Source organism: Buttiauxella cochleicola (genome assembly GCF_021282435.1).
In the GTDB taxonomy this organism is placed as follows: domain Bacteria; phylum Pseudomonadota; class Gammaproteobacteria; order Enterobacterales; family Enterobacteriaceae; genus Buttiauxella; species Buttiauxella massiliensis.
The window spans coordinates 77,581-99,708 of the sequence record NZ_JAJSOT010000003.1 but is presented as its reverse complement, the minus strand read 5'-3'; the positions used below and the strand labels follow the sequence as shown (position 1 = coordinate 99,708).

Below are 22,128 nucleotides of genomic sequence, written 5' to 3'. Positions count from 1 at the left end.
AAAGCCCCCGGAAGAAATCTTCCGGGGGCTTATTGACTCGTTCATGCACCACTGGAAGATTTTTCTGTCTCCCAGCACACATCGCCTGAAAGACTAGTCAGGATGATGGTGATGATGGTGGGTAGTAGTTTGAACGCGTGTCATAAAATTCTCGTATGAATGTTTATTCATGATGTGCTTTTAACGTAAACCATATTCAGTGCCTTGTGCAAGGGCTTTTTACCCCCTCAATTAATATTCTGTTTAGTGCCATTGATTGTCAGTTGTCGTAACGTGGCGTAGCCTTAATAAAGGGCTAAAAAGCACAGCAGAGAGATATGCTGCAATCCAGGAGAGAAGGCATGAAAAAGGTTGCGATTGTCGGGTTAGGGTGGCTGGGAATGCCACTGGCGTTGTCTTTATCAGCGCGGGGCTGGCAAGTGACAGGGAGTAAAACGACCCTCGATGGCGTTGAAGCGGCGCGAATGTGTGGGATTGACGGTTATCAGTTGCAACTGACTCCTGAGCTGGTTTGTGACAGCGACGATCTTGATGCATTACTGGATGCTGATGCGCTGGTGATCACTCTGCCCGCTCGTCGTACTGGCGATGGTGACGATTTTTACCTGCAAGCGGTACAAGAAATTGTTGATAGCGCACTGGCTCATAATATCCCGCGTATCATTTTTACCAGTTCCACGTCTGTGTATGGCGAAACAGAAGGCAGCGTGAAAGAAACCTCGCCGCTTGAGCCCGTTAGCGCCAGTGGGCGGGTGCTGAAAGAGCTTGAAACCTGGCTGCATGATTTGCCTGGCACCTCGGTAGATATTTTGCGTCTTGCGGGTTTGGTTGGGCCGGAACGCCATCCTGGTCGTTTTCTGGCAGGGAAAACTAATGTGGCTAACGGTGCTCATAGGGTGAATCTGGTGCACCTTGAGGATGTTATTTCAGCAATTACTCTGTTGCTACAGGCTCCGAAAGGCGGGCACATCTATAATTTATGTGCGCCGGCTCATCCAACGCGTGCCGAGTTCTACTCTTTGATGGCACGGCAGATGAATTTAGACGCACCCGTTTTTCGAACTGAAACGCAAAATGGCCACGGTAAGCTGGTGGATGGCAACCGTATTTGCAACGAACTTGGGTTTGAATATCAATATCCAAACCCGCTGGTAATGCCCATGCAGTAACCGCTGTGGGGTGTTGCTCGTGACCTCCAGGAACGAGTATGAAACCACTGCTGGATGTGCTGATAATTCTCGATACCCTCGATAAAGAAGGGAGCTTTGCTGCTGCGGCAACAAAGCTCTTTAAAACGCCTTCCGCACTCAGTTACACCGTTCAAAAACTCGAAAACGATCTCAACATTCAAATACTCGACCGATCCGGCCACCGTGCGCGTTTTACGCGAACGGGTCAGCTTCTGCTGGAAAAAGGCCGCGAAGTGCTGCATACCGTACGCGAACTGGAACAGCAGGCTATCAAGCTTCATCAGGGATGGGAAAACGAGCTGGTGATTGGCGTGGATGATTCTTTTCCCTTTTCGTTGCTGACTCCACTTATTGAAGCTTTCTACAAAAGTTATAGCGTGACGCGGCTGAAATTCATCAACGGTGTATTGGGCGGTTCATGGGAAGCGCTCACTGAAGGGCGGGCCGATATTATTGTTGGCGCTATGAGCGACCCACCATCGTTGAGCGGTTTTGGTTTTACACTCCTTGGTCAACTTGAAAGTATCTTTGTTGTTGCACCTCATCACCCACTTGCGGAAGCTGAAGAACCACTCACTCGCCGGATTATCAAACGCAGCCGTGCCGTGGTAGTTGGCGACACATCGCGTCTTGAGCCGTCACGTTCGATGCATTTACTCGAAGAACAAGATGCGATCACCGTTTTTGATTTCAAAACCAAACTCGAGCTGCAAATCAGTGGTATTGGCTGTGGTTACGTACCCCGTTACATGGCGCAGCGTTTTATCGAAAGTGGCGTGCTGGTGGAAAAGCAGGTTGTATCCCATGTACCTTTTGTACCGGTATGGATTGGCTGGAATGAGCAGACTGCCGGGCTTGCCAGTGAATGGTGGCGAGAGCAAATCGTCAATAGTCCCGAAATCGCATTGGTATACGGAACCACGCAAAAATAATGCTTTTGGGTGAGTGGCAGAGCGCCAGGCTCACATCTATTGTTTAAAGTGGCTCGTTATTTCTTCTGAATATGTCTTCGCGTTTAAATTTTCTTCTCTGCTTTGTTTTGCGGAGTTTTTTTGCACGCAAGGAGTCTGTATGAAGCAAACCAATCAGCAATGGCAGTCGCGGCGTGAACAGGCGGTTCCTCATGGGGTCGGCAATGCACTGCCGGTATACATCGAAAAAGCGAAAAATGCCGAGTTATGGGATGTTGAAGGCAAACGCTACATTGATTTTGCCTCTGGTATTGCGGTGCTAAATACCGGGCATAATCACCCCGCAGTCATTGATGCGGTGCGTCAACAACTTGAAAAATTTACCCATCCTTGTTTCCAGGTGACCCCTTACGGCAACTATATTGAGCTTGCCGAACGGCTGAACAAACTGGTGCCAATAAGCGAACCATGCCAGACACTGTTTCTCACTACCGGCGCGGAAGCGGTTGAAAATGCCATTAAAGTGGCGCGTATTGCGACGGGGCGTTCGGCCATCATCGCATTTCGTGGCGCCTTCCATGGCCGGACCTTACTGGGCATGGCCTTAACGGGCAAAGTGCAGCCGTATAAAAAGGGCTATGGTCCGTTCCCGGCAGGCATTTATCACGCACCTTATCCAGCGGCCTATCTTGGCGTGAGTGACACTCAGGCACTGGCGTCATTGGCGGGTATTTTTGCTGCTGATGTTTCGCCGGATGAAGTCGCCGCGATCATTATTGAGCCGGTGCAAGGTGAGGGCGGTTTCTATGCTGCGTCACCATCATTTATGAAACAACTGCGGGCGCTGTGCGATAAGCACGGCATCGTTCTGATTGCAGATGAAATCCAAAGTGGGTTCTGCAGAACGGGTAAAACGTTTGCGATTGAACATAGTGAGGTGGAGCCGGATCTCATCACTATGGCAAAAAGTCTTGCTGGCGGTTTCCCACTTTCAGCGCTCGTCGGCAAAAAATCCCTATTCGATAAAGCGATGCCTGGCGGTTTGGGTGGTACTTATGCCGGCTCGCCTGTAGCGATTGCAGCGGCACTGGCGGTGACTGATGTCATTGAGCAAGAAAATCTCAATCAAAAGGCGCAGGAAATCGGTGAGCTAATCACTGATCGTTTACAGCAAATGAGTGAGCAATTTACCTGCATTGGTGATGTGCGCGGATACGGTGCCATGATCGCGATGGAGTTGGTGGAAGAGCGCGATAGCCACCGCCCAAATAAAGAGTTAACACAGGCACTTGTGCAAGAAGCAGGCAGAAAAGGTTTAGTGTTGCTGTCATGCGGAGTGAGAGCGAATGTTATTCGTTTTCTCGTCCCGTTAACGGCTGAAAAAGAAATTGTTAATGAAGGCCTCAATATCTTGTCATCCTGCCTTGAATTAGTGCAAAATACGCGCCTCACTAAATGAGAACAAAAAACCGACGTTAAACGCGTCGGTTATTTTTTTGCATTAAGTTCAAGTAGTCAAACAGGCATACGCCAAAAATCCAAGAGGCCGGGCTTCGTACCGGATAGATACTAGCTTTTAAAAAACGACAGTCGTGTCGCCGAGGAAATTCAGATGGGGCAGCTTTTTGCTTTTGCGCAGGTATTCGCCGTTTGGGGGAATGACCATGTCGCTTAACGTCACCGCAGGTGCAAAATCTCGTGTTGAACTCCGTAAGAGCCTTACGCTCATTCCGGTAGTTATGATGGGCCTTGCTTATATGCAGCCTATGACCTTGTTCGATACATTTGGGATTGTATCTGGCCTTACCGACGGACATGTCGCTACGGCTTACGCGTTTGCCCTTGTGGCAATTTTGTTCACCGCGTTAAGTTATGGAAAGCTAGTACGCCGCTTCCCATCAGCGGGTTCTGCCTATACCTACGCTCAAAAAGCAATCCACCCGGTGGTTGGCTTTATGGTGGGTTGGTCTGCCTTGCTTGATTATCTGTTTATGCCGATGATCAACATCCTGCTGGCAAAAATCTATTTTGAAGCTCTGGTGCCATCTATCCCGTCGTGGATTTTCGTGGTGCTGCTGGTTGGCTTTATGACTATCTCCAACCTGCGCGGCATCAAAACCGTTGCAAACTTCAACAGCTTTATTGTTGTGCTGCAAATGATCGTGATGGTGGTAATCACCGGTCTGGTTATTTACGGTGTGGCAAATGGCGAAGGTGCAGGTACGTTAACCAGTACACGTCCATTCTGGTCAGAACATGCGAATGTGGTGCCGATGATTACCGGTGCGACCATCCTATGCTTCTCGTTCCTTGGTTTTGACGGTATTAGTTCTCTATCTGAAGAGACCAAAGATGCAGGCCGCGTTATCCCAAAAGCGATTTTCCTGACTGCTTTAATTGGCGGCGTGATCTTCGTTGTGGTGTCTTACTTCCTGCAACTGTATTTCCCGGACATCTCGCGCTTTAAAGATCCGGATGCATCGCAGCCAGAAATCATGCTCTTCGTGGCAGGTAAAGCCTTCCAGTTCGGCATCCTGATTTTCTCCTGCGTGACGGTTCTGGCTTCTGGTATGGCGGCACATGCGGGCGTTTCTCGCCTGATGTATGTGATGGGCCGTGATGGCGTGTTCCCGGAGCGCTTCTTCGGCTACATTCACCCGAAATGGCGTACCCCGGCGCTCAACGTTGTACTGGTCGGTATCATTGCTCTGTTTGCGGTTAAGTTTGACCTGGTAACAGCAACCGCGCTGATTAACTTCGGTGCGCTGGTGGCGTTTACCTTCGTTAACCTGTCAGTGATTTCCCAGTTCTGGATTCGTGAAGGGCGCAACAAGTCCATCAAAGATCACATCAACTATCTGGTGCTACCAATTTGTGGTGCGCTGACAGTCGGTGCGTTGTGGATTAACCTGGAAGAAAGCTCGATGATTCTGGGGCTGATTTGGGCGGCCATTGGCCTGACTTATCTGGCCTTCGTGACTCGCCGCTTCCGTAACCCGGTACCACAATTCAACGAAGATTTAGCGTAAAAGCTAAATACGAAGAAGGCCGCGAAAGCGGCCTTTTTGCTATCTATTACCCTACCAAAAACTGCGCGTACTCAAACAGCTCCTTAAGCAACGCCGTCTTTTCCTTGTCCCCTTCATGCAGGTTATACAGCGCCTCCAGTTCTTGCGCGTAGGCTTGCAACGCTTCCTGAGACAACACATCCCGGCGGTGTTCTAACCAACGCTGTTGTTCTGCTTCATCCAGTGTTCGTGGGAAATTGCGCGCGCGATAGTTAAACAACAGCTTTTCAATACGTTTATCGGCGAAAGTGATATCCAGCGCAGGCAGATTTTGCGGATCGGTTTGCAGCACTATGCGCATCGCCGCACGGTCTGCATCACTGAAGAAACCGTTATAAAGCTGCGCATCAACATTATCAGATGGTACAAAAGGTTCGGCTTCAGCAAAGATAGCCACCGCTTTTTCACGTACCACAGGGTGCTCGCGCAATAACTTCAGGTTATCCAGGCAACGTTTACGATCGATTCCTAACCGTTCGGCATCTTCCGGGCGCAGCGTATTAGCCACCGCCAGCACCGGGCATTTGTTCAGATGAACCAGCTTAATTGGCACCGCAGCCGCATCGCCAAGCGCGGCCTTCGGCGTATACAAACGTTCGCGTAATGTATCGGCGTCCAGTTCCAGCAGCGGCGAAATATCACCTGCTAAATCGACCATAATCACCGCATTTTTGTTATCCGGGTGCCAGGCCAGCGGTGCAATCCAACTGGTGTTGCCACGCCATGCGCCGAACATCCCGGAAACATGCACCAGTGGTTTCATCTGCGGGATATCAATCAATGTGGTGAGTTTGTGTTTGGAACGATGGCTGTAAAGGTACTCAAACAGCCGTGGCTGGCGAGTCTTAACTAATTGCGCCATCGCGATAGTGGCGTATACATCAGACATCGCATCGTGCGCGTTCGCATGTTCAATACCGTTGGCTTTGGTCAAATGCTCGAGGCGGAAACTCGGCAGCCCCTCGTCGTTTTCCGGCCAGATAATTCCTTCCGGGCGCAGCGCATAGCAGGCGCGCATTACATCGAGTAAATCCCAGCGCGAATTATCGTTCTGCCAGCTCCAGCCGTATGGGTCGTAAAAGTTACGGTAGAAAATATTGCGCGTTACTTCATCGTCGAAGCGCACGTTGTTGTAGCCGACCACGCAGGTTTTCGGCTGGGTAAAAATGCCATGAATACGTTTTGCAAAATCTGCTTCATTCACGCCCTGAGCCAGTGCGTGTTGTGGGGTAATGCCGGTAATCATCACAGCTTCTGGCTGTGGAAGGTAGTCATCAGCGGGTTTGCAATAGAAAACTTCAGGATCACCGATAACATTGAATTGGTCATCAGTACGAATCGCTGCAAATTGCGCCGGTCGGTCAAGGGATGGGCTTTTGCCGAAGGTTTCATAATCATGAAAGAGGAAGGTCGGTTGTTGCGTTGAATTTTCCACGGCTTATGTCCGCCCTTGAGTGTTGTTTAACTTGCTGTTATTAAACTGAAATACCACTAAATCCCTCTCCATGTTTCCATCTTGATTATCAGGTGTTGCATAAGTGCATGGTAAACCATTAATAAGCCTCCTGCACCACCGTGAAAAGCATTCAACGCCCGTATGCAAATTTGATTATTCATAACTTTTTGCAATTTAATCGCGAAAATTATCGCAAACTCCAGTAAAAGAAGCGGCTGAATTTATTGTTTCCGAGGATATATCGTTGAAGATCCGTCTATTTGCTGCCTGTTCATTGCTTTCTTTTGTTGCTCACTCCGCTTTTGCCGACGATACCTTTGTTAATGCACCACCACCTCCACAGATCCAGGCGGGATCGTGGGTGTTGATGGATTACACCACCGGGCAAATACTGACAGCGCAAAATGAACATGTGCGACGCAACCCGGCGAGTCTGACCAAACTGATGACCGGCTATGTGGTGGATCGCGCCATTGATAGCGGGCGTATCTCGGCAAACGATATGGTCACCGTAGGTAAAGATGCCTGGGCGAAAGGGAATCCGGTTTTTGACGGTTCGTCGCTGATGTTTTTGAAAGCAGGTGACAGATTAACGGTTCATGACTTGAGCCGCGGGCTGATTATTGATTCCGGGAACGACGCTTGTGTCGCGTTAGCCGATTACGTCGCTGGCGGGCAGCCCCAATTTGTGGCCCTGATGAATAAATACGTGCAGCAATTACGTTTGCGTGACACCCATTTTGAAACGGTACACGGCCTTGATGCGCCTGGCCAGCATAGTTCGGCATACGATTTAGCGGTACTTTCTCGCGCCATTATTCACGGCGAGCCTGAGTTTTATCATATGTATAGCGAGCGTAGCCTCACGTGGAATGGCATTACGCAGCAGAACCGCAATGGCCTATTGTGGGATAAAGGGCTGAATGTGGATGGTTTGAAAACCGGCCATACTGCCAGTGCAGGCTTTAACCTTATCGCCTCAAGTGTTGATGGTGAGCGCCGCTTAATTGCCGTTGTCATGGGTGCGGAAAGCTCGAAAGGCCGCGAGGATCAGGCGCGTAAACTGCTGCATTGGGGTCAGGATAATTTTGATACTGTGCAGGTGCTGCATAAAGGCAAAAAAATTGGCACCGAAACAGTCTGGTATGGCGACCAAAAGAAAGTTGAAGTCGGCACCAATCAGGATGTCTATCTGGCGCTGCCAAAATCAGAAGTTCCAAACATTAAAGCCAAATATGTCCTTGATAACCCGGAGATGGAAGCGCCTGTCGCCGCTAACCAACATGTTGGTGAAATTGAACTGTTTGACCGCGACAAGTTGATTGCACACTGGCCGCTGGTAACGCTAACAGATGTTAAAAAGGGCAGTGCATGGTCGCGATTTAGTGATTATCTGAGCCACAAGCTGTAGTTGCTTAAAAATTTCAACAGGCTGACTTTATGTTGGCCTTTTTTTCGCATTTAGTTCTAACCTGCGCTTCTCGTCTGTACTACGATCTATTGGCGAAAAGCGATCTTGCTCGCAAAGCAACCACATCACCCTGCCAAAGGATTGCTTCCCTGCAATAGAGTGGTGTATTTATATACAGTGCTTTTAATCGGGTCAGGAGGTCATATGGAATTTAACGTACAACAAGTTCATGAGCGGAAAGTAGCGGGTTTTCATATGGTAGGGCCGTGGGAAAAAACGGTTCAACAAGGATTTGAGCAACTTTCTCTATGGGTGAAATCGCATAAAGTCGTCGGTGAAGAGTGGCTGGCGGTTTACTACGATAACCCAGATGTCGTGCCTGCAGAAAAGCTCCGTTGCGATACGGTTGTATCCGTTGCGGAAGACTTTACCGTGCCTGAAAACAGTGAAGGTGTCATCACTACACGCATTGAAGCAGGGCAATATGCGGTCGCGCGTGCAAAAGTCGACGACGGCGATTTTGCAAAACCATGGAATATCTTCTTTGATAGTCTCCTTGCTGATAACCGTTACCAGTTAACCGGCAAACCTTGCTTTGAGCACTACCTGAATGATGGCTCTGAGAGTGGAGTGTGGGAAGTTGATATGTATATCCCGGTAGCAGATCAAGTCTAAAGGCGAAGGGGGCTCAAGCCCCCTAACTTTGTGATGCCCACACTAAAAAAACAGGTACAATCACGCTTTTGTTTCAGGAGAGCCGGGTGTGCGCCCCGACAAATCACTAAGCCCGTTTGAACTGCGTGTTTATCGCAACTACCGAATTGTGCACGGCGTTCGTATCGCGCTGGCATTTGTTCTTACCTTTCTCATCGTACATCTTCTGAAAGTTCCGGAGGGCACGTGGCCATTAATCACTTTAGTGGTGGTGATGGGGCCAATATCCTTCTGGGGAAATGTAGTACCTCGCGCCTTTGAACGTATTGGCGGTACCATTTGTGGCGCAACCATGGGGCTTATTGCACTAAGGTTGGAGCTGTTTTCTCTGCCGCTGATGCTGGTTTGGTGCGCTTTTGCTATGTTTATTTGCGGTTACCTGGCGCTAGGGAAACGCCCGTATCAGGCTCTGCTGATTGGTATTACCCTAGCGGTCGTGGTGGGTGCTCCGGCTGGGGATATGGAAATTGCGATGTGGCGTAGCGGTGATGTTATCTTCGGATCACTACTCGCAATGCTATTTACCAGTATTTATCCGCAGCGTGCGTTTATCCACTGGCGCATTCAAATGGCGAATTTCGTCACCGCCTTTGGCCGGGTTTATAACGCAGGTTTTTCGCCGAACTTGCTGGAGCGCCCGCGTCTGGAAAAACACCTGCATCAGGTGTTGACCGATGTAGTGAAAATGCGCGCGCTGATTGGGCCGAGCAGCAAAGAAACCCACATCCAGAAATCAATTTTCGAAGCGATACAAACTGTCAGCCGTAATATGGTGTGCACGCTTGAGCTGCAAATCAATGCTTACTGGGCTTCCCGAGAGAGCCATTTCCTGATGATCAATGCTCATACTCTGCGTGATACTCAGCAGATGACGCAACGCACACTTGCTGCGATTGCTCATGCATTGCATGACGGCAATCCATCACCGATTTCTGCGAATAATGAAAAGCTGACTGAGATCGTCAGTGAGTTGCGCCAGCTTATGCAGGAAGGTGGAAATGGGAAACTTCAGGAAACCCCAATTCACGGTTATGTCTGGTTGAGTCTGGAGCTTGCTCGTCAACTGGAATTACTCTCGCAGTTGATCTGCCGCGCGTTACGTAAATAATTGCGGGGTGCGGAGCGAATTGCTGGTTTCGATTCAGCACCAATTGAGGTTAAGATAGCGAAAGAGACTAATCGCCTGTACTGTTTGGTTATAGAGCCCGGAACAGACGGGGATAAAAGAATTGTCAGCGGCCGCCGCTACCATTAAGGTAATCCTATGGCGGTTGTCTTAACGAATCCGAGTATGTAATTAGCAGGGGTAAAAAAATGGAACCAACTAAACCTTCTTTCCAGGACGTGCTTGAGTTTGTGCGTCTGTTCCGTCGTAAAAACAAACTGCAGCGTGAGATTCAGGACGTTCAGAAAAAGATCCGTGATAACTCAAAACGTGTTCTGCTGCTTGATAACCTGAGTGACTACATTAAGCCAGGTATGAGCATTGAAGCTATACAGGGCATCATTGCCAGCATGAAAACCGACTACGAAGACCGTGTTGATGATTACATCATCAAGAATGCTGAACTGTCTAAAGAGCGTCGTGAAATTTCCAAAAAACTGAAAGTGATGGGTGAAATCAAACCCGACTAAATTTACCCGTCATACTTCGAGCTGCCTGTGTGTTAGCTGCGTTCACTTACCGCTTTAATGCAACTCGAATTATTTAGGGTAAATAGTGTTAATTGTGAAAACCGCCGATTCGGCGGTTTTTTTTCGCAACAACTCAGCGCACTCCGCCCTCTATCATCTTTACCAGATGCTGCTGCGGATAATGCCTATCAATCTCTAAATGCTTTATCAGCCAGAGCATCTTCTCAACATCATGCTTACTGGTATCAAGCATCAATCCCACCACACTGCCGCTATGCGCCACGTTTAACCCGTGCAAATCTGACTCTTCGACCAGGGCTAATAGTTGGGAAAACATGGGTTTTACTAACAGTTGCTGGCAGGCTTTGGCACTCATTGTAGTGGCTTCACCTAACAACCGGGCATCTTGTTGTCGGCAACTACGTTGTAGCGTCTGCCAGGCGTTATCCAGTAAGCCCGCGTTACGGATTAACACTGATTCCCGTTCGTAACGATGATAATCCTCCGTCAAAAGCGTGGTATTGCTTTCAAGCAGCAGAATTTCCAGCATTGGCGTGGGCTGGCAGCTAATTTGTACTTGTGCCTGGATATGGTCAAAAAGGGTTGGATTGCGAAAAATCGTGCTGTCCGTTGGTTCTAGTTGCACGCATAAAGTGGCAAGCGCGGACTCATCCAGCATTTCACCTAAATGACGCGCGGTAGCAACTGCTGTGGCGGCAATATCCGCAGTGCTACTGGCAAGACCTTTCCCGACCGGAACCGTTGATTCCAGATTAATGCTCAGGCTGTTTGCTAGCGCAATGGAATAGCCAAAGTACGTGACGACGCGCTCCAGTATCTGGCGCATTCGGGGCCGCTCGCCGGAGAGCCTCTTGCCTTCACTGACTTCAACGGTGCTAAACCAGTCTATCGGGCAGGACACCAGTTTTTCCCCACCATCTATCCAGCCCTGAATTAATTCACCGCAGGACGCCGGGCAGCGTGCTTCAGCCATAGTATTGGCAACTCTCTTTCATGTTGGGATTCATTCTGTTTTTCACCGCAGGCGCGGGAAGATAGCACAGCGGCACATTACAACGATTAAGAGCTAAGCATTAATAAAAATCAGTAAAAATTGTTATAGCGCAACAATCAATATCTATTAGCTTTTACACTAGAACCGCTTTTACAAATTTATATGCATGATGATTAAAAAATGTCATGCAGTAAAACGGTAATTAAAATCGATACAACTGACTCGTTTATGCCATGTGTCAAACATGGCTGGGAAGGGGGTGACAATCCCCCGCAGCCCCCGCTGCTGTGATGCCGACGAACCCGCGTAACCACTGATCTTTGATTGGGAAGGGCGGGCGAGAGTGACGCTAAGCCAGAAGACCGACTTGTCAGCCGTACCCGTCATACTTCAAGTTGCAGGTGCGTTGGCTGCACTCACAAACCCGAATCACTTACTACAGTAAGCTCATCGGGATTTGCTCGATTGCCGCCTTCCTGCTCCTCGAATTATTCCGGGTAATATTTTAAACAACTCCTTCGGTGGGAAGCCAGTTGTCATCAGATGCGTGCAGCCGCAAGGTGCGCGCACGTGCTGACATCCGCATTTTGCCGAAGTAAGTAAAAAGGCAATTATGGCAGGGGCAGCGAAACACGCATTCGTCATTGCAGGAACCAGCAGCGGCTGTGGCAAAACCACCGTCACGCTCGGGCTGCTTCGTGCCCTCATGCTGCGCGGCCTGCGCGTTCAACCTTTCAAAATCGGCCCCGATTACCTCGATAGCGGCTGGCACAGTGCTGTGTCTGGCATTGCCTCACGCAATCTCGATGCGTTTATGCTGCCCACGCCAACGCTTAATGGTCTGTTTGCAAAACAAATGCAGCACGCTGATGTCGCCGTTATCGAAGGCGTGATGGGGCTGTACGATGGTTACGGAACTGACCCCAACTATTGCAGCAGTGCTGCTATGGCAAAACAGCTCGGTTGCCCGGTGATTTTGCTGGTGGACGGTAAAGCTGTCTCCACTTCTATTGCTGCAACGGTAATGGGCTTTCAGCGATTTGACCCAACATTGAATATCGCGGGCGTTATTCTTAATCGCGTCAACAGCGATAGCCATTATCAATTACTTGCCGATGCCATCACCCGTTATTGTGGTATTCCGGTGCTTGGCCGCGTGCCTGTCATGGCCGATGTGGCTTTGCCTGCACGACATCTCGGACTCGTTCCTGCCCAAGAAAATGCGCCGCAAGATGAACGCTGGCAGCAGCTGGCGCAACAGCTCGAAGAAACCGTCAACATTGACCTCCTGTTAAATTTATCTCGCCTGAACTCGCTGCCACAAGGTGAAGCGCCGGTTATACCTGATGCGGCACTGGCTGATGGGCTTACGCTTGCGCTTGCCGAAGATGAAGCCTTCAACTTTTATTACCCGGACAACCTCGAATTACTCGAGCAGGCAGGGGTAAAAATCCAGCGTTTTAGCCCCTTGCATGACACTAAACTCCCTGATTGCCAAATGATTTGGCTCGGCGGTGGCTATCCAGAAGTACACGGCGAGAAACTTGCCGCCAATATCAAAATGCGTGAATCCCTGCAAAAGGCACATCAGCAGCGAATTCCGCTGTACGCCGAATGTGGCGGGTTGATGTATCTGGGGGAATCTCTGACTGACGGGAATGAGGAAACCCATGCCATGTGTGGCGTATTGCCTGGTCACAGTCAGATGGGCAAACGGCTGACGCGTTTTGGCTACTGCGAAGCCACGGCATTACACGACACGTTACTTGCCAAAAAAGGCGAAACCCTGCGCGGCCATGAGTTTCACTACTCCGATTTTAGCGGCTCATTACCTGCCGCTCTCGATTGTTGCAAATGGCGCGATGGTGTAGCTATTTCGCGCTGGCAGGGCGGTTTTCAGCATCATGCGACCTTTGCAAGTTACCTGCATGTTCATTTCGCCCAACGTCCCTCGTTACTCAATCACTGGTTAGCACTTGCGAGGAATCACCTATGACACTTCTTGCGTGGGCTGTCGCGTGGTTACTGGATTATTGGCTCGGTGACCCGCATCACTGGCCACATCCGGTGCGCTGGATTGGCAATCTCATCAGCTTTACGCAGCGCCAGATACGCCGGTGCTGCAAAAGCGACCGTGCGCTGAAAATCGGCGGCGGCGTGTTATGGCTGGTTGTGGTGGGTTCGACCTGGGGCGTGAGTTGGGGAGTATTGCACCTCGCAAATCAGGTATCTGTGTGGCTCGGCTGGCTGGTTGAGGTGTGGATGATTTATACCGTGCTTGCCGCCCGTTGCTTGAGTGATGCGGCACTCGAGGTTTATCGCGCACTCAAAGATGGCACGCTAGAAGAGAGTCGCGAGAAATTATCCTGGATAGTCGGGCGTGATACTTCGCAACTCGAGCGCCCGCAAATCACCCGTGCGGTGGTCGAAACGGTGGCAGAAAATAGTGTCGATGGTGTGATTGCTCCACTGTTCTTCCTGATGATTGGCGGTGCACCACTTGCCCTGGCCTACAAAGCTATCAATACCCTCGACTCCATTGTCGGTTATAAAACCGAAAAATATCGCGCCATTGGTTATGTCAGCGCCCGGCTTGATGACCTCGCTAATTTCATTCCCGCAAGATTGAGCTGGTTGTTGCTTACCCTCGCGGCCTTTTTCTTGCGAGCCAACCCTCGCCAGGCGCTGCTTATCGGCTGGCGTGACCGCTATCAACACAGCAGTCCGAATTGTGCCTGGCCTGAGGCTACCGTTGCCGGCGCGCTAGGTATCCGACTGGGCGGGCCGAACACCTATTTTGGCGAGCGGGTAGAAAAACCGTGGATGGGGGATGAGCAGCGCGGCATTGCCCTTGACGATATAACTCGCACCATTCAACTCATGATGTTGGCTTCGCTGTTTGCTTTGCTGCTGTTTGCCGCATTGCGCGTACTTGCACCTGGCATAGCTTAAGGACACCTGATGAACTACCTGCAACAACCCCAGCTTATTGAGCAGCACAGTTTTGAAATCATTAGCGAAATCATTGCCGCCGAGCGCCCGGAATATCGTTTTAACGATGCTATTCAGGAAGCGATGATCAAGCGGGTTATCCACACTACCGCCGATTTTGAGTGGCTGGATATTTTGTGGTTTTCACCTGATGTCATCGAAAAACTGACCGCCAGTTTGTTGCGTGGTTGCACGTTGTACACCGATACCACCATGGCACTTTCGGGTATTAACAAGACCCTGCTGGCGGAGTTTGGTTGTAGCTGCCGCTGCTTTATTAGCGACCCGCGCGTGGTGGCTCATGCCAAAGAGCAGGGCGTGACGCGCTCAATGGCGGCGGTGGATCTGGCTTTAGAGGAAGATGGCGAGAAGGTCTTTGTCTTTGGTAATGCGCCAACCGCGCTGTTCCGCTTGTTAGAGTTAGGAGCCAAACCTTCAGCCGTTATCGGCGTGCCCGTCGGGTTTGTCGGGGCTGAAGAGTCTAAAGAAGCGCTGGTTGAAAGCGGCTTACCGGCCATTGCTGCGCGTGGGCGCAAAGGCGGCAGTAACGTCGCCGCAGCTATTGTGAATGCGCTGCTTTACCGCTTGCGGGAGGCTCAGTGAGCGAGCAAACCGCCGATTGCGTCTGGCATAAAGGCAAGGCATACCGCAAAGGCTACACCACCGGTTCATGCGCCACTGCTGCGGCTAAAGTCGCGGCTCTGATGGTATTGCGCCAGCACGTGATCGACCAGGTTTCTATCGTCACCCCTTCAGGCGTCACACTGCATCTCAACGTTGAAATGCCAATTATCGAAGGTCAGCAGGCGACGGCGGCAATCCGTAAAGACGGCGGCGATGACGTCGACGCCACTCACGGCATGCTGATTTTCGCTCGCGTACAGCTTAATGACAGCGGTGCGATCACCCTGCGCGGCGGTACCGGGGTCGGCAAAGTCACACGCAAAGGCATCGGTTTGCCCATTGGCGAATCGGCTATTAACCGCACGCCGCGCCAGACCATTGAAGCGGCGGTGCGTGAAGTTATCGGTGCGGAACGTGGCGCCGAAATTGAAATTTTTGCTCCAGAAGGTGAGGAGCGAGCAAAGAAAACCTACAACCATCGCCTCGGGATTTTGGGCGGGATTTCGATAATCGGTACCACCGGTATTGTGATGCCGATGTCCGAAGAAAGCTGGAAGCGTTCACTGGCACTCGAGCTGGAAATGAAACGCGCCGCCGGGCTGGATAAAGTCATTCTGGTGCCGGGCAACCACGGTGAACGTTTTGTCCGCGAGCAACTCGATTTGGACAGTGAATGTGTGGTGACGATGAGCAATTTCGTCGGCTACATGATTCAGGAAGCGGTGCGCCTTGAGTACCGTCACATCGTGTTGATTGGCCACCCTGGCAAGTTGGTGAAAGTTGCCGCCGGGATTTTCCACACCCACAGCCACATTGCCGACGGGCGCATGGAGACGTTGGTCGCACACCTGGCATTAATGGGCGCGCCGTTTTCGTTGCTGGAAGCTGTAAGCCAGTGCGACACCACTGAAGCGGCACTTGAAATCATCGCGGAGCAAGGCTGGATGGGTGTGTTTGAACGCCTGGCAATCCGCATCTGTGAGCGTGTTGCTGAGATGCTGCGTTTCACCCAATCCCCGCCTAAGTGCGACGCCATTTTATTCTCGTTCGATAACCAGGTTTTAGGCAGTAGCCGCCCGGTGGCTGAAATAGCTCAGGAGTTGCGATGCTGACCGTTGTAGGTATTGGACCAGGGGCTGCGGAGTATCTGACTTTCCAGGCGCGTATCGCCATTGATGAAGCGCAGATTCTGGTGGGCGGCGCACGTCAACTGGCGCTGTTTGCTGATTCGGAGGCCCAGACGCGTTTGTTGGATAGCGATCTTGACGGCTTAATCGTCTGGCTTGGTGAACGCCTGAGCCAGCAAATAGTGGTGCTGGCCTCTGGCGACCCGCTGGTTTATGGCATTGGTAAACGTCTGGCAGCAAGTTTCCCGCCTGAACAACTGTGCATTATTCCCGGCATCAGCTCGATTCAATATCTGTGCGCCAAAGCCGCCGTCGATATGAACGACTTATGGATAACCAGCAGCCATGGGCGTGAACCCGATTTCAACGCGATTGTGGCGCACCAAAAAGTGGCAATGGTGACCGACACCATTATCGGGCCGCATGCCATCGCCCAGGCATTTCTGATGCGCGGCCTCAATCCCATTCTCATTATTGGCGAGAACCTGTCGTCAGCAGATGAACGAATCCATCGCTTGCGCGCCGCCGACGTGGCGCAGTCTTACGCGATGAATGTGGTGATAATACTCAATGAAAGATGATCTGTTTTTACGCGGTGCACGCGTGCCGATGACTAAAGAAGTGGTACGTACTCAGGCGCTCGATCGCCTGCAATTACAGCACGCCACGCACTTTATCGACATCGGCGCAGGCACTGGCAGCGTGTCCCTTGAAGCGGCGATGCGGTACCCGCAATTGCAGGTGTCGGCAATTGAGCGCAACCCTGACGCGCTGGCGCTGATGGCAGAAAACCGTGAGCTTTTCGCCTGTCCGAACGTTGAAATCATCAGCGGGTACGCGCCAATAGAGCTGAACGTGATGGCCGATGCGGTGTTTATCGGGGGCAGTGGTGGGCAACTTACGGAATTGATCGACTGGTCGCTGGCGCATTTGCATCCCGGCGGGCGTCTGGTGATGACATTCATCCTGCTGGAAAACTTAACCTGCGCGCTAACTCACCTTGAACAATGCGCGGTGAGCGATTTTGATTGCCTGCAATTGCAGGTGGCAAACCTAGCAACGCTTGGCAGTGGGCACTACTTCAAACCGAACAATCCCACTTATTTGATCTCTTGTCGCAAGGAAGGAAGCAATGACTGAGTTATTTGATACCCGCAAAGTCTGGTTCGTTGGCGCAGGTCCTGGCGACAAAGAGCTAATCACGCTGAAAGGCTACCGCATCTTGCAACAGGCCAAAGTGGTGATTTATGCCGGCTCGCTCATTAATCCTGAACTGCTGGATTACTGCCAACCTGGCACCGAATGCCATGACAGCGCAGGGCTCAATCTCGACGAGATTATTGAGTTGATGGAGAACGGCGTGAAAGCGGGCAAGCTGGTGGTGCGCCTGCAAACCGGCGATCTTTCGCTGTATGGCTCAATCCGCGAACAGGGCGAAATGCTCTCCAAACTCGGTATTGGCTACGTTTCTGTGCCGGGAGTCAGTGCGTTTTTGGGCGCGGCTGCACAACTTGGCGTGGAATACACCGTACCGGAAGTCTCGCAGAGCCTGATCATCACGCGTATCGAAGGCCGCACGCCGATGCCACCGCTCGAACAGCTTGAATCCTTCGCAAAACACCAAACCTCAATGGCCATTTTCCTCTCGGTACAACGGATTAACCGTGTGGCAGAACGCCTGATTGAAGGCGGTTATCCAGCAGATACGCCAGTCGCGGTAGTCTATAAAGCCACCTGGCCTGATTGCCAGGAGATACGCGGCACCCTTACTGACATTGCTGAAAAAGTACGCGAAGCCGGAATCCGTAAAACCGCGCTGATTATGGTTGGGGCGTTTTTGGGCGAGGAGTATCACTACTCGAAACTCTACGACGCAGGGTTCAGCCATGAATACCGCAAAGCCTGAGTCGATCGCGCTGTTTTGCCTGACACCCGGTGGTGTGGTGCTGGCACAACGCCTGCGTGAAGCCTTGCCGCTGACCTGTTTTACCAGTGAAAAGTTGCTACAACCGGGTTTTATCCCGTTTGGCGGCAGTTTTGCTCAAACGGTACAGCAGGCATTCAGCCAGTATTCGGCACTGGTATTTATTGCGGCCACCGGAATTGTGGTGCGGGTGATTGCGCCAATGCTGTGTGACAAACTGCAAGACCCGGCGGTTGTGGTAATGGATGAACGTGCAGAACACGTGATCAGCCTGCTTTCCGGCCACATGGGTGGTGCTAACGAGCTAACTCGCCAACTGGCAACGCTGCTAAACGCAGACCCGGTCATCACTACCGCGACCGATGTGAATCAGATGGCGGCGCTTGATACGCTTGCGGCAAAACTTGACGCAACGATGCTCGATTTCCGTCTGGCGGTGAAAACCGTCAACCAAATGTTGGTGAGTCAACAGCGGGTTGGCCTGTGGTGGGACAGCGAATTTGCGCCACATGCTGAGCATTACGACACGCGCGGCTTTATTGCGATTGAGAGCCTTGATGCCCTGCCAGAGCTTGATGCGCTGGTGTGCGTCACGCTGCGTGATTCGCAGCCTGCCTTAAATATCCCCGTTTATAAACTGGTTCCGAAGCGCGTCATAGCAGGCATCGGCTGCCGCCGTGACACGCCGCCACAAACCGTGGCCGCGCTGCTCCGCCAGCAACTGGCTGAGAACCATTTTGACCCGCTGGCGTTGTGCGCCATCGGCAGTGTAATGCTCAAGCAAGATGAGCCTGCACTACTGGAACTGGCACAGCACCATCAAATCCCTTTCAAACTTTTTAGCGTTGACCAATTGAGCGAACACGAGCATCGATTTCCGGCATCGGAATTTGTGCGCCTGACCGTAGGCGTTGGCAGCGTCTCACAACCTGCTGCGTGGCTGATGAGCAACGGCAATCTAGTGGGTCACACTCTGAAACAGCAGGGTGTCACCATAACTTTAGGAGTTTCAGACAGATGTTAACGGTAATCGGCATTGGCCCTGGTAGCGAAGCCATGATGACTCAGGAAGCTATTGCTGCTCTGCAGGAAGCTGAAATTGTCGTCGGATATAAAACTTATACCCACCTGGTGAAGCCATTAACTGGCGACAAACAGGTGATCAAAACCGGCATGTGTAAAGAGATTGAACGTTGCCAGACCGCCATCGAACTGGCGCAAGCTGGACATAACGTGGCGTTAATCAGCAGCGGTGATGCCGGGATTTACGGCATGGCCGGTCTGGTGCTGGAACTGGTGACATCGCAGCAACTGGACATTGAGGTACGGCTGGTGGCGGGCATCACAGCCAGCATTGCCGCTGCATCATTACTCGGCGCGCCATTAATGCATGATTTCTGCCATATCAGCCTGAGCGATTTACTCACGCCATGGCCGGTTATCGAAAAACGCATTATTGCGGCGGCTTCTGCTGATTTTGTTATTTGCTTCTATAACCCGCGCAGCCGTGGCCGCGAAGGTCATCTGGCGCGTGCGTTCGAATTGATGAGCGAGTTTACCAGCCCGCAAACGCCAGTGGGCGTGGTGAAAGCGGCCGGACGTAAGAAAGAACAAAAATGGCTGACCACCTTTGGTGAGATGGATTTCGAACCGGTTGATATGACGAGTCTGGTGATTGTCGGCAACAAAACGACCTTTGTTCGCAATGGATTAATGATTACCCCTCGAGGTTACGAGCTGTGAGTGAAACGCCAGTGCTGGTATTCGGCGGCACCAGCGATGCCCGGTTTATTTGCCAGATCCTCGATGAACTGCGCATTTCGTACACGCTTTCGGTCGCGACGGCGGTAGGGGCGTCTCTGGCGGGTGATATCGGTGGGAAAATTCGTGTAGGGCGAATTGATACCGATGGAATCGCTGACTGGCTGGTCAGCAATGCCGTGAACTGGGTGATTGATGCCTCGCATCCGTATGCCGAATTGCTTAGCCAAAATATCACCCGCGCCTGTGAAATCGTGGGTGTAACACTCAGCCGGTATCAGCGGCGTAGTGAACTTAATGATCTGGAACACCCGTTGCTGCACAAAGTGGCCAGTCTGCAAGCCGCCTGTGCCGTGGCGCAAACATTTGGCCCACGCGTGCTGTTGACTACCGGTAGCAAAGAACTGGCTGCTTATCAGCAAGCTTTGCCGGGCAAAACACTGTTGGCTCGGGTGTTACCGACCAGCGAAGTGATTGCCGAGTGCGAAGCGCTGGGGTTGGGCGTTGACAATATTATTGCGCTGCGCGGCCCGTTCAGCGCTGAGTTTAACGCCGCCACTTATGACTTCTGTGCGCCCGATGTGGTGATAACCAAAGAGTCCGGTGCCGAAGGCGGTTATCTCGACAAAGTGACCCCTGCGCTGGCGCGAAATATTCCCTGTGTGGTAGTGACTCGCCCGCAATCGCAGGTTTTTGGCCCTGAATTACTGGAAAGCCGTGAAGATGTGAGCCGCCGTGTCACACGCTGGCTGCAAGAGAGAAAATCATGAAAAAAGCCCTGTTAGTAATCAGTTTCGGTACCAGTTACCACGAAACCTGCACCAAAAATATTGTTGCCTGTGAAGAACAACTTAGCCGCACCTTTGCCGACCGCGATCGGTTCCGCGCCTTTACCTCCGGCATGATTATTCGCAAGTTAAAAAAGCGCGATAACCTGGACATTGATACACCTGCGCAAGCACTGCTGCGCCTTGCTGAACTGGGTTATCAGGATGTGGCCGTACAGTCGTTACATGTAATTAATGGCGACGAATACGAAAAAATCTCCCGTGAAGTTAAGGCGTACAGCCATTTGTTCCAGCGCCTGGCATTGGGCACAGCATTGCTTAGCGATTTCAATGATTACGAACTGCTGCTCAGCGCTTTGCAAAGCCAGATGCCACAGCTTGAAGCCGATGAGCGCGTAGTGTTTATGGGCCACGGTGCCAGCCATCATGCGTTTTCGGCCTATGCCTGCCTCGATCATTTAATGGCGGCTCGCCAGATCCCGGCGCGTGTCGGTGCGGTAGAAAGCTACCCGGAAATCGACCTTATCGTGCGTGGCTTGCTGAAAGAAAAGGTACGTAAAGTCCACCTGATGCCGCTGATGTTAGTGGCGGGCGACCATGCAATTAACGACATGGCGTCTGACGAAGAAGACTCGTGGAAAACCCAGCTACAAGAAGCGGGCATTGAAGCACAACCCTGGTTGCAAGGCCTGGGCGAAAACCCACAAATTCGCGCCATGTTTGTGAACCATTTGCAGCGTGCATTGGAAAAGTCAGCGGAGGTGGCAGCATGACCGGTCGCTTATATGCTCTCGGTACCGGGCCTGGTGCCAGTGACCTGATTACCGTCCGTGCGGCGCGTATCATCGGCAAACTCGATGTGTTGTATGCCCCAGCAGGGCGCAAAGGCGGCGACAGTCTGGCGCTTTCCATTGTGCGCGAATACCTCAGTGAAACTACCGAAATACGCACCTGCCACTTCCCGATGAGTGCTGATAACGACGAAAAATCGGTGGTGTGGGATGAAACTGCGGCGGCGCTGCAACACGAAGTGGAGCAGGGTAAACAGGTCGGGTTTATCACGCTCGGTGATTCAATGCTGTTCAGTACCTGGGTGTTTTTGCTGGCTCGTATCGGCAACCCGGAGTGGTTGGAAATCGTCCCTGGTGTCACTTCTTTTGCTGCTATCGCTTCGCGAGCGCAACTGCCGCTGGCGATGGAACAGCAATCCCTCGCGGTGATGTCTTGCACAGCATCACATCAGGCCCTTACTGAAGCATTGCGCGCGCATGACAGCGTAGTGTTGATGAAAGTCTATGGCCGCTTCGCGCAAATCAAGGCGCTGCTACAACACCTGGGAATCATTCAACATGCGGTGTTAATGGCGGAAGCGACATTACCGGGCGAGCAATGCTGGCGAAACCTGGAAGAGGTGCCGGATGACCAGAAGCTACCGTATTTTTCGACCATTCTTGTGAATAAACAGTGGCGTAACCAGACGTTGTAAATCTGATACGCATTCGTAGGTCGGACA

General features: G+C 51.6%; 24 protein-coding genes, 1 riboswitch and 1 other annotated feature (1 of these 26 only partly in view). Of the genes, 21 read left to right on the top strand and 3 right to left on the bottom strand.

All coding sequences use genetic code 11. The features are described 5' to 3' along the window. Positions 1-118 (bottom strand) — a sequence feature (His leader region); it reaches 5 nt to the left of the window's first position. Next, entirely contained in the window at positions 94-144 is a 51-nt protein-coding gene (gene hisL / locus LVQ77_RS09405; RefSeq protein ID WP_193216250.1) for a his operon leader peptide, read from the bottom strand. It overlaps the preceding feature by 25 nt. A 197-nt stretch (positions 145-341) precedes the next feature. On the opposite strand from hisL, the gene LVQ77_RS09400 reads away from it, so the two are divergent. The 5 genes from LVQ77_RS09400 (at position 342) to LVQ77_RS09385 (ending at position 5,130) form a co-directional block, all read left to right on the top strand. Then, positions 342-1,169: an SDR family oxidoreductase gene (locus LVQ77_RS09400; protein ID WP_232904292.1), complete on the top strand. Its 828-nt coding sequence runs from the start codon at positions 342-344 to the stop codon at positions 1,167-1,169. A gap of 38 nt (positions 1,170-1,207) precedes the next feature. Further along, positions 1,208-2,122, top strand: coding sequence for a LysR substrate-binding domain-containing protein (locus LVQ77_RS09395; protein ID WP_232865258.1), 915 nt, complete (start codon positions 1,208-1,210; stop codon positions 2,120-2,122). Between the two features lie 139 nt (positions 2,123-2,261). Beyond that, a complete protein-coding gene (gabT, locus tag LVQ77_RS09390; RefSeq protein ID WP_151994371.1) occupies positions 2,262-3,560 on the top strand; it encodes a 4-aminobutyrate--2-oxoglutarate transaminase in 1,299 nt (432 codons plus the stop codon). Positions 3,561-3,713: 153 nt separating this feature from the next. After that, positions 3,714-3,776: a membrane protein YoeI gene (gene yoeI / locus LVQ77_RS22360; protein WP_115631794.1), complete on the top strand. Its 63-nt coding sequence runs from the start codon at positions 3,714-3,716 to the stop codon at positions 3,774-3,776. Beyond that, entirely contained in the window at positions 3,766-5,130 is a 1,365-nt protein-coding gene (locus tag LVQ77_RS09385) for an APC family permease (RefSeq protein WP_151994370.1), read from the top strand. Before yoeI ends, LVQ77_RS09385 begins: the two co-directional genes overlap by 11 nt. 46 nt (positions 5,131-5,176) lie before the next feature. Here LVQ77_RS09385 and sbcB read toward each other — a convergent pair whose 3' ends face one another. Continuing rightward, positions 5,177-6,604: an exodeoxyribonuclease I gene (gene sbcB / locus LVQ77_RS09380; RefSeq protein ID WP_232904291.1), complete on the bottom strand. Its 1,428-nt coding sequence runs from the start codon at positions 6,602-6,604 to the stop codon at positions 5,177-5,179. Between the two features lie 265 nt (positions 6,605-6,869). Here sbcB and dacD point away from each other — a divergent pair, with 265 nt between their 5' ends. From dacD to LVQ77_RS09360, 4 genes are all read left to right on the top strand, one after another. After that, entirely contained in the window at positions 6,870-8,036 is a 1,167-nt protein-coding gene (gene dacD, locus LVQ77_RS09375) for a serine-type D-Ala-D-Ala carboxypeptidase DacD (protein WP_232904290.1), read from the top strand. 204 nt (positions 8,037-8,240) lie between these two features. Then, a complete protein-coding gene (gene sbmC / locus LVQ77_RS09370) occupies positions 8,241-8,711 on the top strand; it encodes a DNA gyrase inhibitor SbmC (protein ID WP_232865262.1) in 471 nt (156 codons plus the stop codon). 88 nt (positions 8,712-8,799) lie between these two features. Then, positions 8,800-9,858 carry an FUSC family protein gene (locus LVQ77_RS09365; RefSeq protein WP_232865263.1) on the top strand — a complete coding sequence of 353 codons (1,059 nt, stop codon included), beginning with the start codon at positions 8,800-8,802 and terminating at the stop codon, positions 9,856-9,858. A 206-nt stretch (positions 9,859-10,064) separates the two neighbouring features. After that, entirely contained in the window at positions 10,065-10,385 is a 321-nt protein-coding gene (locus LVQ77_RS09360) for a DUF496 family protein (protein WP_151994365.1), read from the top strand. Positions 10,386-10,518: 133 nt separating this feature from the next. On the opposite strand, the gene LVQ77_RS09355 is transcribed toward LVQ77_RS09360, so the two are convergent. Then, positions 10,519-11,379, bottom strand: a complete 861-nt coding sequence (locus LVQ77_RS09355) for a GHMP family kinase ATP-binding protein (RefSeq protein ID WP_232904289.1) — start codon at positions 11,377-11,379, stop codon at positions 10,519-10,521. 226 nt (positions 11,380-11,605) lie between these two features. Next, a riboswitch (cobalamin riboswitch) is annotated at positions 11,606-11,785 on the top strand. Positions 11,786-12,013: 228 nt separating this feature from the next. On the opposite strand from LVQ77_RS09355, the gene LVQ77_RS09350 reads away from it, so the two are divergent. Genes LVQ77_RS09350 through LVQ77_RS09295 form a run of 12 tightly spaced genes read left to right on the top strand, consistent with a single transcriptional unit; the run spans position 12,014 to position 22,101 of the window. Next, positions 12,014-13,396, top strand: a complete 1,383-nt coding sequence (locus LVQ77_RS09350; protein WP_232904288.1) for a cobyrinic acid a,c-diamide synthase CobB — start codon at positions 12,014-12,016, stop codon at positions 13,394-13,396. Then, complete coding sequence (cbiB, locus tag LVQ77_RS09345; protein ID WP_232904287.1) at positions 13,393-14,352, top strand: adenosylcobinamide-phosphate synthase CbiB; 960 nt, start codon at positions 13,393-13,395, stop codon at positions 14,350-14,352. Before LVQ77_RS09350 ends, cbiB begins: the two co-directional genes overlap by 4 nt. Before the next feature lie 9 nt (positions 14,353-14,361). Then, complete coding sequence (locus LVQ77_RS09340; RefSeq protein WP_232865267.1) at positions 14,362-14,994, top strand: cobalt-precorrin-8 methylmutase; 633 nt, start codon at positions 14,362-14,364, stop codon at positions 14,992-14,994. Continuing rightward, positions 14,991-16,127: a cobalt-precorrin-5B (C(1))-methyltransferase CbiD gene (gene cbiD / locus LVQ77_RS09335; RefSeq protein ID WP_232904286.1), complete on the top strand. Its 1,137-nt coding sequence runs from the start codon at positions 14,991-14,993 to the stop codon at positions 16,125-16,127. Before LVQ77_RS09340 ends, cbiD begins: the two co-directional genes overlap by 4 nt. Continuing rightward, positions 16,121-16,723 (top strand): cobalt-precorrin-7 (C(5))-methyltransferase, encoded by a 603-nt coding sequence (locus LVQ77_RS09330; protein ID WP_232904285.1) that lies wholly within the window; start codon positions 16,121-16,123, stop codon positions 16,721-16,723. Before cbiD ends, LVQ77_RS09330 begins: the two co-directional genes overlap by 7 nt. Continuing rightward, on the top strand, positions 16,713-17,282 hold the full coding sequence (locus LVQ77_RS09325; RefSeq protein ID WP_232904284.1) for a decarboxylating cobalt-precorrin-6B (C(15))-methyltransferase: 570 nt from the start codon (positions 16,713-16,715) through the stop codon (positions 17,280-17,282). Before LVQ77_RS09330 ends, LVQ77_RS09325 begins: the two co-directional genes overlap by 11 nt. Next, the gene (locus LVQ77_RS09320) at positions 17,275-18,048 is read left to right on the top strand and encodes a cobalt-precorrin-4 methyltransferase (protein ID WP_232904283.1); all 774 of its coding nucleotides are present in this window, start codon (positions 17,275-17,277) and stop codon (positions 18,046-18,048) included. The genes LVQ77_RS09325 and LVQ77_RS09320 overlap by 8 nt, the downstream gene beginning before the upstream one ends. Beyond that, on the top strand, positions 18,029-19,090 hold the full coding sequence (cbiG, locus tag LVQ77_RS09315; RefSeq protein WP_232904282.1) for a cobalt-precorrin 5A hydrolase: 1,062 nt from the start codon (positions 18,029-18,031) through the stop codon (positions 19,088-19,090). The genes LVQ77_RS09320 and cbiG overlap by 20 nt, the downstream gene beginning before the upstream one ends. Further along, a complete protein-coding gene (locus tag LVQ77_RS09310; RefSeq protein ID WP_232865273.1) occupies positions 19,084-19,809 on the top strand; it encodes a precorrin-3B C(17)-methyltransferase in 726 nt (241 codons plus the stop codon). Before cbiG ends, LVQ77_RS09310 begins: the two co-directional genes overlap by 7 nt. Beyond that, a complete protein-coding gene (locus LVQ77_RS09305) occupies positions 19,806-20,597 on the top strand; it encodes a cobalt-precorrin-6A reductase (RefSeq protein WP_232904281.1) in 792 nt (263 codons plus the stop codon). Before LVQ77_RS09310 ends, LVQ77_RS09305 begins: the two co-directional genes overlap by 4 nt. After that, the gene (gene cbiK, locus LVQ77_RS09300) at positions 20,594-21,388 is read left to right on the top strand and encodes a sirohydrochlorin cobaltochelatase (RefSeq protein ID WP_232865275.1); all 795 of its coding nucleotides are present in this window, start codon (positions 20,594-20,596) and stop codon (positions 21,386-21,388) included. The genes LVQ77_RS09305 and cbiK overlap by 4 nt, the downstream gene beginning before the upstream one ends. Next, the gene (locus tag LVQ77_RS09295; RefSeq protein WP_232904280.1) at positions 21,385-22,101 is read left to right on the top strand and encodes a cobalt-factor II C(20)-methyltransferase; all 717 of its coding nucleotides are present in this window, start codon (positions 21,385-21,387) and stop codon (positions 22,099-22,101) included. The genes cbiK and LVQ77_RS09295 overlap by 4 nt, the downstream gene beginning before the upstream one ends. Positions 22,102-22,128 lie beyond the last annotated feature (27 nt).

Bases quoted from the DNA above. Each gene is read 5' to 3' on its own strand.
- LVQ77_RS09325 (WP_232904284.1), top strand. From the start codon at position 16,713: ATGAAAGATGATCTGTTTTTACGCGGTGCACGCGTGCCGATGACTAAA.
- LVQ77_RS09360 (WP_151994365.1), top strand. From the start codon at position 10,065: ATGGAACCAACTAAACCTTCTTTCCAGGACGTGCTTGAGTTTGTGCGT.
- LVQ77_RS09395 (WP_232865258.1), top strand. From the start codon at position 1,208: ATGAAACCACTGCTGGATGTGCTGATAATTCTCGATACCCTCGATAAA.
- LVQ77_RS09385 (WP_151994370.1), top strand. From the start codon at position 3,766: ATGTCGCTTAACGTCACCGCAGGTGCAAAATCTCGTGTTGAACTCCGT.
- LVQ77_RS09320 (WP_232904283.1), top strand. From the start codon at position 17,275: ATGACTGAGTTATTTGATACCCGCAAAGTCTGGTTCGTTGGCGCAGGT.
- LVQ77_RS09295 (WP_232904280.1), top strand. From the start codon at position 21,385: ATGACCGGTCGCTTATATGCTCTCGGTACCGGGCCTGGTGCCAGTGAC.
- LVQ77_RS09350 (WP_232904288.1), top strand. From the start codon at position 12,014: ATGGCAGGGGCAGCGAAACACGCATTCGTCATTGCAGGAACCAGCAGC.
- cbiK (WP_232865275.1), top strand. From the start codon at position 20,594: ATGAAAAAAGCCCTGTTAGTAATCAGTTTCGGTACCAGTTACCACGAA.
- gabT (WP_151994371.1), top strand. From the start codon at position 2,262: ATGAAGCAAACCAATCAGCAATGGCAGTCGCGGCGTGAACAGGCGGTT.
- sbmC (WP_232865262.1), top strand. From the start codon at position 8,241: ATGGAATTTAACGTACAACAAGTTCATGAGCGGAAAGTAGCGGGTTTT.
- LVQ77_RS09310 (WP_232865273.1), top strand. From the start codon at position 19,084: ATGTTAACGGTAATCGGCATTGGCCCTGGTAGCGAAGCCATGATGACT.
- LVQ77_RS09330 (WP_232904285.1), top strand. From the start codon at position 16,121: ATGCTGACCGTTGTAGGTATTGGACCAGGGGCTGCGGAGTATCTGACT.
- cbiB (WP_232904287.1), top strand. From the start codon at position 13,393: ATGACACTTCTTGCGTGGGCTGTCGCGTGGTTACTGGATTATTGGCTC.
- LVQ77_RS09355 (WP_232904289.1), bottom strand. From the start codon at position 11,379: ATGGCTGAAGCACGCTGCCCGGCGTCCTGCGGTGAATTAATTCAGGGC.
- LVQ77_RS09400 (WP_232904292.1), top strand. From the start codon at position 342: ATGAAAAAGGTTGCGATTGTCGGGTTAGGGTGGCTGGGAATGCCACTG.
- LVQ77_RS09340 (WP_232865267.1), top strand. From the start codon at position 14,362: ATGAACTACCTGCAACAACCCCAGCTTATTGAGCAGCACAGTTTTGAA.
- cbiG (WP_232904282.1), top strand. From the start codon at position 18,029: ATGAATACCGCAAAGCCTGAGTCGATCGCGCTGTTTTGCCTGACACCC.